The following is a 14,341-nucleotide window of genomic DNA, read 5'->3' as shown; positions in this document are numbered from 1 at the left end:
TAGCGGCGCTTTATTCGGTGATGATGTGGTCGAGCGCCACATCATGGCTGTCCGCCGCAAACTCGGCCCGCAGGCACTGGTAAGCGATACCCAGTGTCTGCGGCCGGGGCGTGCGGGCCAGCGTGCGGTCGTAATAGCCGCCACCGTAACCCATACGGTAGTTCCCTTCATTAAAGCCCAGACAGGGCACCAGCAAGGCCGCCGGATAATCGGCTTGCAGGCGCAAGTCCTGCGGCACGGCCACCCCCATTGCATCCTGCACCATGGCTTCGCCGATCTCCCATTGTGCAAAGGCCAGCGGCGCATCTTTTTCCAGCACCACCGGCAGCAGCAGGCGCGCACCGCGCGCGGCCAGCGCGGCATAGGCGGCGTGCAGATCAGGCTCATCCTTGAGCGGCCAGTACACTCCCAGCGAGGCAGGCTGCATCGCTTGCCACCATGCGAGCAGGCGCTCGCCTATGGCCTGATCCCATTGCGCTTTGCTGGCCGCAGCGACGGCGCGGCGGCGCAGGCGCAACTGCTTGCGCAATAGCGCCTTCTGCCCGGCCGGCAGGGCTAGTGGTTCCGTCGTGGCGCATGGTATTCTAGGGTCGCTGGTCATCGCTTCGGTTTTTCAGACTTTAGAGAGTTGTACATTGAGTTACGCATTGAAATGGATCGCCAGCGCAGCCTTGCTGGCGCTGACCCTGACGGCCCACGCCGAAGACATCGGCGACGACGGCCGTCGCGCCGATGATGCCTTCCTGCTGCTGCGCGACGCGGTGCGGCAGGATGATGCCGCCAAGGCCGATTTCTATGCCAACCGTCTGGCCAGTTATTCCATTCCTTCCTACGTTGATTATTATCGGCTGAAACCGCGTCTGAAAGATGCCAGCAGCGCCGAAATCCGCGATTTTATGAAGCGTTACGAGGGCCAGGCGATTGTTGACCGGCTGCGTAACGACTGGCTGCTGGAACTGGGCCGCAAACGCGACTGGGCCAGCTTCGACGAACAGCTGCCGCTGTTCGTGCTGAACGACGACGTGCAGGTGAAGTGCTATGCGCTGCAATCGCGCGCGCTCAAAGGCCATAAAGTGGCCAGCGATGCGCGCGAGGTGCTGACCGCGCCGAACGGCTACGGCGAACCCTGCGCCGGTCTGATCGCCACCCTGTATGCGGCCGGCCAGTTCAATATCGACGACCTGTATGCGCAGCTGCGCCTGTCCGGCGAATATAACGCCACCGGGCAGGCACGCCGCATCGTCGCTCTGCTGAACGGCAACGAGAAGCGCGCCGTGCAGGCAGTGGACCTGCCGGCCATTGCGCTGACCAAGGGCGTCGGCAGCGGTCGCACCGAACATGAAATTTTCATCGTCGCGCTGGGCCGCATGGCCAAAACCAGCGTCAAACTGGCCACCCTCGCGCTGCAGCGCGCTGCGTCGAAACTGAGCGCGCAGGAACAGCAGGAAGCGTGGGCCGCGATTGCGCTGCAATCGTCCTACACGCTGGCGCCGGAAACGGGCGACTACTGGCACAAGTCGCAGGGTGCGGCGCTGTCTATCGACCAGCTGCAGTGGAAAACCCGCATCGCCCTGCGCAAAGGCGACTGGAAAACCGTGCGCCAGACCATACGCGCCATGCCGGCTTCGCTGCGCGGCGAAGCGGCCTGGGTGTACTGGCTGGCACGCGCCCAGATGGCGGAAAGCGGCAGCACCCAGCCGAATGGCGAAGCGGCCCAGCTATTGCGCAGTATTGCCGATCAGCCGAACTTCTATGGCCAGCTGGCCGGGGAAGAACTGGGCAAACTGGTCACCATTCCCTTGCCTGGCCAGCCCATCAGCCAGGCCGAGGTGGCGCCGTTTGCCGGCAATCCGAACTTCCAGCGCGCGCTCAAGTTCTTCTCCATGCGGCTGCGCTTCGAAGGCACGCGCGAATGGAACTGGGGCCTGCGTGGGCTGAGCGAGCGCGAACATCTGGCAGCGGCCGAATTCGCCCGCCAGAACAACATCCTCGACCGCATGGTCAATACCTCGGACCGCACCCGTTTGCAGGTGGATTACACCCAGCGCTTCCCGGCGCCGCATAACGACATCATGCATCCCACCACCCAGACGCTGGGGCTGGACAAGGCATGGGTGTATGGCCTGATCCGGCAGGAATCGCGCTTTATCATGGACGCGCAATCGCACGTGGGCGCCTCCGGTCTGATGCAGGTGATGCCGTCGACCGGGCGCTGGGTGGCCAAGAAAATCGGCCTGACCGACTTTGCGCAGGAAATGCTGAGCGACGTGCGCACCAATATTCTGCTCGGCGCCAATTACATGAACATGGTGCTGGGGAATATGGACGGCTCGCAGGTGCTGGCTACGGCAGCTTACAACGCCGGGCCGGGCCGCCTGCGCAGCTGGCGCAGCACACTCGATAAACCGATGGAAGGCGCCGTGTTCATCGAATCGATACCCTTCTTCGAGACCCGCGTATATGTCAAAAACGTGATGTCGAATACCGCCTATTACGCCGCCCTGTTCGAAGGCCGGCCACAGTCGCTCAAGCTGCGGCTGGGGAATGTCGCGCCCAAAGGCTATAGTGAACAGGAACAGCAGGAAAGCAGCTTCGGCGCACGCTGAAGCACCACTCATACGGAACCGCCATGCAGACTACCAAACTCGATCCCAGCCTGACCCAGACACTGGCCGCCGCGCGTGCCCCCGGCCTGACGCTGGTTATCGGTAACAAGAACTACTCGTCGTGGTCGATGCGGCCCTGGGTGGCCATGACCGCCTTCGGCATACCGTTCCAGGAAGTGCGCGTGCTGCTGGACCAGCCCAACACGGCCAACCGCATCTGCGAATACACGGCCAGCGGCCGCGTGCCGGTGCTGCTGGCGGGCGAGATGACGATCTGGGATAGTCTGGCTATCTGCGAATATCTGGCCGAGCAGTTCCCCGAACTGCATCTGTGGCCGCAGGATGTGGCGGCGCGCGCCATGGCGCGCTCCATCTGCGCCGAAATGCATGCCGGTTTCAGCGACCTGCGGAACGCCATGGCGATGAATATCCGCGCCAGCTATCCGGGCAAGGGCCGCACCAACGGTTCGCAGGCCGACATCGGCCGCATTTGCGAAATCTGGGAAGAGTGTCTGTCGCGCTTCGGTCACCACCAGTTCCTGTTTGGCGAATTCTCGCTTGCCGATGCTTTCTATGCGCCGGTAGTGATGCGCTTCCGCACCTACGGCGTGGCGCTGGCGCCGGCGCTGGAAGCGTATTGCCAGCGCGTGATTGGCCATCCGGCGGTAGCACGCTGGATCAGCGAAGCGCTGGCCGAAACCGAGCGCGCGGCCAAGCACGACGCCGACATGCCGGACTAAGCGTATGCAGATCTATGTTGTCGGTGGCGCCGTGCGCGATCGCCTGCTGGGACTGGCCGTGCAGGATCACGATCACGTGGTAGTCGGCGCCACGCCGGAAGACATGCTGGCACTGGGCTTCCGCCCCGTCGGCAAAGACTTCCCCGTCTTCCTGCATCCGAAAACCCAGGAAGAATATGCACTGGCCCGCACCGAGCGCAAAACCGCGCCCGGCTACAGGGGCTTTGTCTTCCACACATCGCCCGAGGTGACGCTGGAGCAGGACCTGATCCGGCGCGACCTCACCATCAATGCGATTGCCTGCGCCGAAGATGGCACGCTGACCGATCCTTACGGCGGCGTGCGCGATCTGGAGCAGCGCATCTTCCGCCACGTCTCGCCGGCGTTTGAAGAAGACCCGGTGCGCATCCTGCGCGTGGCCCGTTTTGCTGCGCGTTTTGCCGATTTCAGCATTGCGCCGGAAACCATGGCGCTGATGCAGCAGATGGTGGCCAAAGGCGAAGTCGATGCGCTGGTGCCGGAACGGGTGTGGCAGGAACTGTCGCGCGGTCTGATGGAAGCGCGGCCATCGCGCATGCTGGAAGTGCTGCGCGCCTGTGGCGCGCTGGCGCGCATCGTGCCGGAGCTCGATGCGCTGTGGGGCGTGCCGCAGCCGGAAAAATGGCATCCCGAAATCGATACGGGTACCCATGTATTGCAGGTGCTGGACTGCGCAGCGCAACTGGGCATGGAGCTGCCGGTGCGGGTAGCCTGTCTGCTGCACGATCTGGGCAAGGGTGTGACGCCGGCGGCCAACTGGCCGGCCCACCATGGCCATGAAGAACTGGGCGTGCCGCTGGTGGAGGCGGTGTGCCAGCGCCTGCGCGTGCCGACCGAATGCCGCGATCTGGCCGTGATGACCGCGCGCGAGCATGGCAATGTGGGGCGGGCGCTGCAACTGCGTGCCAACACCATGGTGAAGCTGCTCGAGCGTTGCGACGCTTTCCGCAAACCGGCCCGCTTTCTCCAGATGCTGGCCGCTACCGAATGCGATGCGCGCGGCCGTATCGGTGCGCAGACCAGCTACCGCGACACGCCGTTCCCGCAGCGCGCCCATCTGGAGCAGGCGCTGGCCGCTGCCCGCGCGGTCGATGCGGGGGCAATTGCCCGCGCTTGCGGCGAGCAGCCGGCGCAGATTCCGCAGCGCGTGCATCAGGCCCGCGTGCACGCAGTAGCGGCGGCGCTGCCGTCGGCTGGCGTGGACGATGCGTCCGTAGCGGCGCCCTGAAAACAGGGTACAATGAGCTGGATGTTGCACTGCACAAACCACGCTAGGATCTATGGACTCGCCTGATCTGTTTCAGAACCCGCTGCGCCGCTGGAAAGCTGGCAAGCGCCGGCCTACGGTGCTGGTCAAGGCGCTGCAAGAGCGCGACCGGCGCCGCATGCTCAAGCACTTCCTCGGGCTGGAAGCGAGCGACCGGCTGCTGCGTTTTGGCAGCATGCTGCCGGACGAACAGGTAGCAAACTATGTCAACCGCATCGACTTCGGCCGCGACATGGTGTTCGGGGTGTATAACCGCGTGTTCCAGCTGGTGGCGGTCGGGCATCTGGCGTTTGCTCCGCGTGCGGAAACGCAGAGCGGTGTCACGGAAAAGGAGAGGGTGGCCGAATTCGGCGTCTCGGTCAGCCGTTCGGCACGGGGCAAGGGCGTCGGTTCCAAGCTGTTCGAGCGCGCCGCCATCCACTGCCGCAACGACGATGTCGATACCTTATATATGCACTGCCTGTCGTCGAACAAGACGATGATGCACATCGCCCGCAAGGCCGGCATGGAAATCCACCGCGATTACGGCGAAGCCGACGCCTATCTGAAACTGCTGCCGGCCAATCCGGCCAGCGTGCTGCAGGAAGCCCTGGACGAGCAGTTCGCCACCCTCGACTACACCCTGAAAGCCAACAAGCGCTTTGCCCTCAAATGGCTGGACCGCCTGCTGGGGCGCAAACCCTGAGTATTTACACCAGCGGCAGCGCCGTGGTGTCCTTGATGCGCTGCAGGGCAAAGCTGGATTTTACGTCCAGCACGGCCGGATGACGCAGCAGGGTGGCCATCATGAAGCGCGAGAAGTGGTCCATATCTTCCACGTGGACGCGCAATAGATAGTCCATTTCGCCCGTCATGGCGTAGCAGGCCACCACTTCCGGCCACTGTTCCACCGAAACGGCGAAGTCGGCACGGGGCGAAGCGGGAGCATTCTGCGCTCCCAGCGCGCGGGCATTGCTGTGCGCACCGGCCTCGCTGTGCTTTTCCAGCCGCACGTTGACGTAGGCCAGCAGGCCGAGGCCTATCTTGTCCGGGTCGAGCAGGGCCACGTACTGGCGGATCACGCCCGCTTCTTCCAGCCGCTTGATGCGGCGCAGGCAGGGCGAGGGCGACAGCGCCACCAGCTCGGCCACGTCCTGATTCGACAGGCGGCCATCGGCCTGCAAGATACCCAAAATTTTGCGGTCAGTTTTGTCTAGCGTAATTTTGGTCATAAAACCCTCTTAATTCGGAAATGCATGCAATATTATTGCGCATAAGTGCGAACTTGGGGAATTGTTTGCAATTTAATGCCGTGGGAAGGCCACTATACTGTGCCTCATTCAAACAAGGAGACTAGCATGCAATTTACCCCCTGGGATAACCCGATGGGCACGGATGGCTTCGAGTTCGTCGAGTACGCCGCACCTGATCCGGTCGCGCTGGGCAAGCTGTTCGAGAGCATGGGCTTCACCGCGATCGCGCGCCACCGTCACAAAAACGTGACCCTGTATCGTCAGGGCGATATCAATTTCCTCATCAACGCCGAGCAGGATTCCTTCGCCCAGCGTTTCGCCCGCACCCACGGCCCGTCCGTCTGCGCCATCGCGCTGCGCGTCAAGGATGCCGCCTTTGCCTATCAGCGCGCACTGGAGCAGGGCGCCTGGGGCTTCGATAACAAGACCGGTCCGATGGAACTGAACATCCCGGCGATCAAGGGCGTGGGTGATTCGCTGGTGTATCTGGTAGACCGCTGGCGCGGCAAGAACGGCGGCACCGAAGGTGCCATCGGCGATATCAGCATCTATGATGTGGACTTCGTGGCCATACCGGGCACGGTGGCCAATCCGGTCGGCCATGGCCTGACCTATATCGACCACCTGACCAACAACGTCTATCGTGGCCGCATGAAAGAATGGGCCGACTTCTACGAGAAGATGTTCAATTTCCGCGAAGTGCGCTACTTCGACATCGAAGGCAAGCTGACCGGCCTGAAGTCGAAAGCCATGACTTCGCCTTGCGGCAAAATCCGCATTCCGATCAACGAATCGTCGGATGACAAATCCCAGATCGCCGAGTACCTCGACGAATACCACGGCGAAGGCATCCAGCACATCGCGCTCGGTACCGATGACATCTACAAGACGGTGCAGTCGCTGAAAGACGCCGGCATCATCTTCCAGGACACCATCGAGACTTACTACGATCTGGTGAATCGCCGCCTGCCGGGGCATGGCGAGAATCTGGACGAACTGCGCCGCCTGCGCATACTGGTCGACGGCCGCAGCAGCGAAAATTCGCGCGAACTGCTGCTGCAGATCTTTAGCCAGAACGTGATCGGACCGATCTTCTTCGAGATCATCCAGCGTAAAGGCGACGAAGGTTTTGGCGAAGGTAATTTCCGCGCCCTGTTCGAATCGATCGAGCTTGATCAGATCCGTCGTGGCGTGCTGAAAGACCCGGCTGCCGCTTAAACAAGGGTGAAAAGCCGCTAGTCCCGCACAGAACGGGACAGCGGCCTGTGGTACCCTAAAACTAACCACACACATAACCGCCGGGAGAGCTTCACAAGAGTACCCCCGACGCGCACCAACGGGCCGAAAACGGCCCTGCAGTGCATGGCCAAAACAATAATGGAGACAATATGAACGCACCTCACAAGGGCTCGCAACTGGAGCCGGGCTCGCACTCGGACCACGAAATTTCCCTCGACGATAAGTGGACGCTGGAGCGCGGCCGTGCCTTTATGACGGGGACGCAGGCGCTGATCCGCCTGCCCATGATGCAGCGCGAACGCGATCTGAAAGCTGGCCTAAATACGGCCGGCTACATCACCGGCTACCGTGGTTCCCCTGTTACCAGTGTGGATATGACGGCGGTGAAAGCCAAGAAGTATCTGGATGCGCACCACGTGAAATTCCATCCCGGGATGAATGAAGATCTGGCCGCTACCGCTGTCTGGGGTACGCAGCAGACCAATCTGTTTGAAGACGCCAAATACGATGGCGTGTTCTCCATGTGGTACGGCAAAGGCCCCGGCGTGGACCGCTGCGGCGACGTGTTCAAACATGCCAACAATGCCGGTTCGGCCAAACATGGCGGCGTGCTGGTGCTGGCCGGCGATGACCATGCGGCCAAGTCGTCCTCGACGGCGCACCAGTCCGACCACATCCTCAATGCCTGCGGCATCCCTGTGCTGTATCCATCCTCGGTACAGGAATACATCGACTACGGCCTGCACGCCTGGGCCATGAGCCGCTATACGGGCCTGTGGGTATCGATGAAGTGCGTGACCGACATCATCGAATCGGGCGCCGTGATCGATTTCGATCCGGATCGCGTGCAGATCAGAATCCCGCAAGATTTCGAACTGCCCGAAGGCGGCCTGAATATCCGCTGGCCCGACACCGTACTCGATATGGAAGTACGGATGAACAGCTACAAGTGGTACGCCGCGCTGGCCTATTGCCGCGCCAATAAACTCAACAAGATCATCTGGGATAGCCCGAAGCCGAAGATCGGCATTATCACGGCCGGCAAGTCCTATCTCGATACCCGTCAGGCGCTGGCCGATCTGGGCATCGACGAGCAGGCTGCGGCCGATATCGGCATCCGCCTGTACAAGATAGGCATGACCTGGCCACTGGAAGCGGAAGGCGTGCAGGAGTTTGCCGAAGGTCTGGACGAGATACTGGTGGTGGAAGAGAAGCGCCAGATCCTCGAATACGCGCTGAAGGAAGAGCTGTACAACCTGCCGGACGGTAAGCGCCCGCGCGTGGTGGGCAAGTTCGACGATACCGGCGAGTGGAGCAAGAACAGCAAGACCGGCCACGGCGACTGGCTGCTGCCCGCTACCTACGAACTCAATCCGGCCCAGATCGCCCGCGCCATCGCGTCGCGTATCGCCCACTACTGCGACGGCCATCCGGTGGCCGATCGCGTGCGCGAGCGCGTGGCCTTCCTCGAAGCCAAAGAGCTGGCGCTAAAATCGCTGCCACTGAAATCGAATCCGGAAACCGACCGCACGCCTTACTTCTGCTCGGGCTGCCCGCACAACTCGTCCACCAAAGTACCGGAAGGCTCGCGTGCGCTGGCAGGTATCGGCTGCCATTACATGGTGCTGTGGATGGACCGCGAAACTTCCACCTTCACCCACATGGGGGCGGAAGGCGTCACATGGGTGGGACAGGCGCCGTTCACCAACGAAAAGCATGTGTTCACCAATCTCGGTGACGGCACCTACTTCCACTCCGGCATACTGGCAATCCGCGCTGCCGTGGCGGCCAAGGTCAATATCACCTACAAGATACTGTTCAATGACGCTGTTGCCATGACGGGCGGACAGAACTTCGACGGTCCGCTCGATCCCGGCATGATCTCGCGCCAGATTGCGGCCGAAGGCGTGAGCCCGATTATCGTGGTGACCGACGAGCCGGAAAAATATCCGTCCGATTACAACTGGGCGCCCGGTGTAACGGTGCGCCACCGCTCGGAACTGATGGACGTGCAGCGCGAGTTGCGTGACCAGCCCGGTGTGTCGGCCATGATTTACGACCAGACCTGCGCCTCGGAGAAGCGCCGCCGCCGCAAACGCAACGAATACCCTGATCCGGCCAAACGCGCCGTGATCAACGAAGCCGTGTGCGAAGGCTGCGGTGACTGCTCGGTGCAGTCGAACTGCCTGTCGGTGGAGCCGCTGGAAACGGAACTGGGGCGCAAGCGCCAGATCAACCAGTCCTCCTGCAACAAGGACTTCTCCTGCGTCACCGGTTTCTGCCCGAGCTTTGTGACGGTGGAAGGCGGCGCGCTGAAGAAACCGAAGAAGGCCGCCACGGGCGAAGCCCCGCAAGCGGCGCTGCCGGATCCCGTACTGCCATCGACGGCCCAGCCATACGGCATCCTGATCACCGGTATCGGCGGTACGGGCGTGGTGACGGTGGGGCAGATACTGGCCGTGGCCGCCCACGTCGAAGGCAAGGGCGCCATTGTGCTCGACATGAGCGGTCTGGCCCAGAAGGGCGGTCCGGTGATGTCGCACGTGCGTCTGGCCGATCAGCAGAGCGATCTGCATTCCACCCGCGTGGGTACCGGCAGTGCCGATCTGGTGATCGGCTGCGATCTGATCGTGACGGCTTCGCGCGATGCGCTCTCGCGCATGGGCGAAGGGCGTACCCACGCCATGATCAACTCGACCGGTTCTTCCACTGCCGCCTTCGTCAAGAACCCTAACTGGCAGTTCCCTGACGAACCGTCGCGCAATGAAATCACCCGTGCCTGCGGCAGCAATCAGGTGGACTTCGTCGATGCGGGCCAGATCGCTACTGCCCTGATGGGCGATTCGATTGCCACCAATATGTTCATGCTGGGCTACGCTTTCCAGAAAGGCCATGTGCCGCTGAGCGAAGCCTCGCTGCTCAAAGCGATCGAACTCAATGGCGTGTCGGTCGGCTTTAACAAGGCCGCCTTCAACTGGGGCCGCACGGCAGCACAGGATCTGGCGGCCGTCACCCGCATGACCACGCCTGCCAAGGTGATCGAGTTCAAGCGCATCCAGACGCTGGACGACATCATCAGCAAGCGGGTGGAACTGCTGACCGCCTATCAGGATGCGAATTATGCTAAACAGTATAAATCGTTTGTCGATGAGGTGCGTGCCGAGGAGGCCAGGCTGGGCAAGACTACCCGTCTGACCGAAGCGGTGGCACGCTACTACTACAAGCTGATGGCCTATAAGGACGAGTATGAAGTAGCCCGTCTGTACAGCGATGGCGCGTTCCAGCAGAAGATCGCCGGCATGTTCGATGGCGATATCAAGCTGAAATTCCATCTGGCGCCGCCGCTGTTTGCCAAGCACGACACGCAAGGCCGTCTGCTCAAGCAGGAATACGGTCCGTGGATGATGAAAGCGTTTGCCGTTATGGCGCGCTTCAAGGGCCTGCGCGGTACCGCGCTCGACATCTTCGGCTACACGGCAGAGCGCCGCATGGAGCGCCAGCTGATCACGGACTACCGCCAGACGGTGGCAGGCCTGCTGCCCAAGCTGACGGCGGAAAATCTGGCACAGGCAGTAGCGATTGCCAGCATTCCGGAAGATATCCGTGGTTATGGCCACGTCAAGGAGCGTCATTTTGCTGCCGCCAAGCGCAAGGAGGCTGCATTGCTGGCCGATTTCGCCAAAGCGGACCAGCAAGCGGCGCCACACGCAGCCTGATTGTTATAAATTTGTAAGCAATCATAAACATCGGCAGGAATGGCGGACAGTTTGTCTATAATTCCTGTCGATGAAATTTCCCTTACTCCCGCTGTCCTGCGCTGCACTGGCCGTCATGCTGACGGCCTGCGGCGGTTCTTCCACACCCGCCGTGGTGCCGCCTGTACCCGATCCGGTACCGCCTGATCCTGTTCCCGTAAGCTATGCCGATGCTAGCGCCGGCACGTCGCTGGAATTGTGGAACCGTTGTGAAGTCATGCATGCGGGGCCGGTGCAGAACCAGCCCGGCAGCCAGGCTGACGAAAAAGGTTTTATCCGCGCGATTACGCAGGAGACCTATCTGTGGAGCAGCGAGGTCCCTGCCATCAAGGCCAGCGACTATCCCACGGTAGTGGCCTATTTCAATGCGCTCAAAACGCCCAAGCTGCTCGCCAGCGGGCACCCCAAGGACCGCTTCCATTACAGCTATCCGAACGAGGTCTGGGAAGCCTTGTCCGCGGGCGTGGAGCTCGGTTATGGCATCAGCTGGAATGCCGGTGCCAATCAGGTGCCGCGCCAGTGGCGCATAGCCATGGTCGATGCCGGTTCGCCTGCCGCCAGAGCCGGTTTGCAGCGTGGCGACCAGCTGATCATGATCGATGGCGAAGACTTCATCTATCGCGGCGATACGGCAGCCGTAGCGCGCTTCAATGCGGCCCTTGCGCCGGCCAGCGCGAATCAGCCGCATACCTTTACGTGGTGGCGCGATGGCCGATTGTTCGACACTGCGTTGCTTGCCGGTTCGGTCAACGCGCTCTCCGTGCAGTCGGCACAGCTGCTCGATACTGCGGCGGGCAAGACCGGCTATCTGAATTTCACCAGCCATAATGCACCGGCCGAGCGGCAGCTGTACGAGGCCATGACGCGATTCCGCGATGCCGGCGTGAAGGAACTGGTGCTCGATATGCGCTACAACGGCGGCGGGCAGGTCACCATCGCCAGCCAGCTGGCCTATATGATCGCCGGACCGGGCGCCAGTAGCGGCAAGGTGTTTATGGCTTATGCAACCAATGGCCGCCTCAATCCCGGCCGCCCTACCAGCTTTATTGACCGTGCCGTCGGCCTTGGAGCCTCCCAGCCACTGCCGTTCGGTACCGTGCTGCCGCATCTGGACCTGAAGCGCGTGACGCTGCTGACCGGTCCGGGAACCTGTTCCGCCAGCGAGGCGCTGATCAACGGCCTGCGCGGCATCGATATCGAGGTGCGGCTGGTGGGCGGGCAGACCTGCGGCAAGCCGTATGCCTTTATCCCCATGGCCAACTGCGGCACCACCTATTTCATGGTGCAGTATCAGGGCACCAACCAGAAGGGCTGGGGCGATTTCGACGAGGGCTTTGCGCCTGACTGCAAGGTGGATGACGACATGAGCCACGCGCTTGGCGATCCGGCCGAGGGACTGCTGGCCACTGCCCTGCGTCTGAACGCCGGAGCTTCCTGCGCGAGTGCGGCGCGGATGGGCGGGCGTAGCGGAGTGCCAGCGCAGGCAGGTACTGACGCAGGCAGCAGCGGCAGTGCAGCGGCGGCGGTGGTACAGGTGCGTTCGCCACTGAAAGAAATCGCCATTCTGCCCGAGCGGCGCTGAGCCTGCGGTAAGGTGGCGCAAAGCCGATTATAATTTTCCATCTGACCGGTGCCATCGAGCGCACCGGCATCTAACCGGAGCCATGCCGATGCGACGTTCTGCCCTGTTGCTGTCCCTTTCCTTTGCCCTTGCCGCCGCCCCGCTGGGCGCCGCCTATGCTGCTGCACCTGCCAGTGGCGCTGCACTCACCACTATTTCCGAGCGCTCCGGCTTCCAGCACACGGGCCGCTACGATGAAGTGGTGGAGCTGTGCGCGCGCTTCCAGAAAGCCTATCCGCAAGCGGTGCGCTGCTTCGAATTCGGCCGCACGCCGGAAGGCCGCCCCATGCTGGCGCTGGCCGTCTCGCGCAGCGGCGCGCTGACGCCGGAGCAGGCCAAGAAACGCGGCCTGCCGGTGATGCTGGTGCAGGGCGGTATCCATGCGGGTGAAATCGATGGCAAGGACGCCGGTTTCCTGGCCCTGCGCGAAGCGCTGGAGAACAAGGCTGCTGCAGGCGCGCTGGACAAGCAGGTGCTGCTGTTCGTACCGGTGTTTAACGTCGATGGGCATGAACGTTTCGGCAAATGGAACCGGCCTAACCAGCGCGGTCCGGTGGAAATGGGCTGGCGCACCACGGCGCAGAACTACAACCTGAACCGCGATTACGTCAAAGCCGATGCGCCGGAAATGCAGGCTATGCTGGCGCTGGTGAACGCCTGGGATCCGCTGGCCTATATCGATTTGCACGTGACCGATGGCGCCAAGTTCCAGCCTGATGTTTCGATACAGGTGGAGCCGGTGCATGGCGGCGATGAAGATCTGAAGCGCGCCGGTCTGGCCTTGCAGACGGCCGTGATGGCCGATCTGAAGCAGCTGGGTTCCGACCCCAAGCCCTACTACATCTCGTTTGCCAAGGAAGATGATCCGATGTCGGGCTTCGTCGATTCGATGTCGACGCCACGCTTCTCCACCGGCTATTTCCCTATGCGTAACCGCTTTGCCATGCTGGTGGAAACCCATTCGTGGAAAGACTACCCGACCCGCGTGCGCATCACCCGCAACACCATCGTTTCGCTGCTGTCGCAGGTGGCCCAGCATGGCAAGGACTGGCAGAAGCTGGTGCAGCAGGCCGACCAGCGCGCCATGACGCTGGGCGGCGCCGAGTTCCCGCTCAGCTATCGCACCACCTTCAACAGCAAGACGATCGAATTCCCCGGCTATGCCTATACCCGCGGCTATTCGGAAGTTTCGGGCGGCACCATGACGGTGTACGACGAAAGCAAGCCGCAGATCTGGAGCGTGCCGCTGCGCGACGAAGTGGTGCCGGACCTGCGCGTGGCTGCACCCAAAGGCGGTTATCTGGTACCGCAGGCCGAAGCAGCGCGCGTGGCGGCACGGCTGAAGGTACACGGCATACAGTACAAGGTGCTGGGCGCCGACCAGATGGCGGCCGAAGTGGAAACCTTCCGCGCCACCAAGGCCACGTTTGCCAATCAGTCGTTCGAAGGCCATCAGGGCCTGACGGTGGAAGGCGACTGGGCACGCGAGCGCCGCAGTCTGCTCAAGGGTTCGCTGTTCGTGCCGATCGCCCAGCCCAAGGCGCGGCTGGTAATGACCATGCTGGAACCGCGCGGCGCCGATTCCCTGCTGGCCTGGGGCGAATTCAATAACGCCTTCGAGCGCAAGGAATACATGGAGGAGTATGTGGCCGAGCAGGTGGCGCGCGAACAGCTGGAAGCCGATCCTGCCCTGCGCGAGGAATTCCAGAAGAAGCGCGACAGCGATGCGGAGTTTAACCAGAGCCCGGCCAAGCGGCTGGAGTTCTTCGCCCGCCGCCATCCTTCGTGGGACGAGCGCTTCAATCTGTATCCCGTGCTGCGCACGGCACAGACTTACTGATA

At 62.2% G+C, this 14,341-nt stretch carries 10 protein-coding genes; 8 read left to right on the top strand and 2 right to left on the bottom strand.

Annotated features, from left to right (window positions below; all coding sequences use genetic code 11):
- Positions 1 to 10 precede the first annotated feature (10 nt).
- Positions 11 to 601: a 5-formyltetrahydrofolate cyclo-ligase gene (locus GTP27_RS14830; RefSeq protein ID WP_161039958.1), complete on the bottom strand. Its 591-nt coding sequence runs from the start codon at positions 599 to 601 to the stop codon at positions 11 to 13.
- A 34-nt stretch (positions 602 to 635) separates the two neighbouring features.
- Between GTP27_RS14830 and GTP27_RS14825 the strand changes: the two genes are divergently transcribed.
- Genes GTP27_RS14825 through GTP27_RS14810 form a run of 4 tightly spaced genes read left to right on the top strand, consistent with a single transcriptional unit; the run spans position 636 to position 5,337 of the window.
- A complete protein-coding gene (locus tag GTP27_RS14825) occupies positions 636 to 2,606 on the top strand; it encodes a lytic transglycosylase domain-containing protein (RefSeq protein ID WP_161039957.1) in 1,971 nt (656 codons plus the stop codon).
- Positions 2,607 to 2,629: 23 nt separating this feature from the next.
- A complete protein-coding gene (locus GTP27_RS14820; protein WP_161039956.1) occupies positions 2,630 to 3,346 on the top strand; it encodes a glutathione S-transferase family protein in 717 nt (238 codons plus the stop codon).
- A 4-nt stretch (positions 3,347 to 3,350) separates the two neighbouring features.
- Complete coding sequence (locus GTP27_RS14815; protein ID WP_161039955.1) at positions 3,351 to 4,613, top strand: multifunctional CCA addition/repair protein; 1,263 nt, start codon at positions 3,351 to 3,353, stop codon at positions 4,611 to 4,613.
- Positions 4,614 to 4,665: 52 nt separating this feature from the next.
- Positions 4,666 to 5,337 (top strand): GNAT family N-acetyltransferase, encoded by a 672-nt coding sequence (locus GTP27_RS14810; RefSeq protein ID WP_161039954.1) that lies wholly within the window; start codon positions 4,666 to 4,668, stop codon positions 5,335 to 5,337.
- A gap of 4 nt (positions 5,338 to 5,341) precedes the next feature.
- On the opposite strand, the gene GTP27_RS14805 is transcribed toward GTP27_RS14810, so the two are convergent.
- On the bottom strand, positions 5,342 to 5,863 hold the full coding sequence (locus GTP27_RS14805; protein WP_155435402.1) for an Lrp/AsnC family transcriptional regulator: 522 nt from the start codon (positions 5,861 to 5,863) through the stop codon (positions 5,342 to 5,344).
- Positions 5,864 to 5,989: 126 nt separating this feature from the next.
- Between GTP27_RS14805 and hppD the strand changes: the two genes are divergently transcribed.
- The 4 genes from hppD to GTP27_RS14785 all read left to right on the top strand — a co-directional run bounded on the left by hppD (position 5,990) and on the right by GTP27_RS14785 (position 14,339).
- Positions 5,990 to 7,102: a 4-hydroxyphenylpyruvate dioxygenase gene (hppD, locus tag GTP27_RS14800; RefSeq protein ID WP_161039953.1), complete on the top strand. Its 1,113-nt coding sequence runs from the start codon at positions 5,990 to 5,992 to the stop codon at positions 7,100 to 7,102.
- Positions 7,103 to 7,272: 170 nt separating this feature from the next.
- Positions 7,273 to 10,839 (top strand): indolepyruvate ferredoxin oxidoreductase family protein, encoded by a 3,567-nt coding sequence (locus GTP27_RS14795; RefSeq protein WP_161039952.1) that lies wholly within the window; start codon positions 7,273 to 7,275, stop codon positions 10,837 to 10,839.
- 70 nt (positions 10,840 to 10,909) lie between these two features.
- The gene (locus GTP27_RS14790; RefSeq protein ID WP_161039951.1) at positions 10,910 to 12,460 is read left to right on the top strand and encodes a S41 family peptidase; all 1,551 of its coding nucleotides are present in this window, start codon (positions 10,910 to 10,912) and stop codon (positions 12,458 to 12,460) included.
- Between the two features lie 88 nt (positions 12,461 to 12,548).
- Positions 12,549 to 14,339, top strand: coding sequence for a M14 family metallopeptidase (locus GTP27_RS14785; protein ID WP_202416805.1), 1,791 nt, complete (start codon positions 12,549 to 12,551; stop codon positions 14,337 to 14,339).
- Positions 14,340 to 14,341: the final 2 nt, after the last annotated feature.

This window comes from Duganella qianjiadongensis (genome assembly GCF_009857915.1).
Lineage (GTDB): Bacteria > Pseudomonadota > Gammaproteobacteria > Burkholderiales > Burkholderiaceae_D > Rugamonas > Rugamonas qianjiadongensis.
This window is presented reverse-complemented; position numbering and strand designations above follow the sequence as displayed.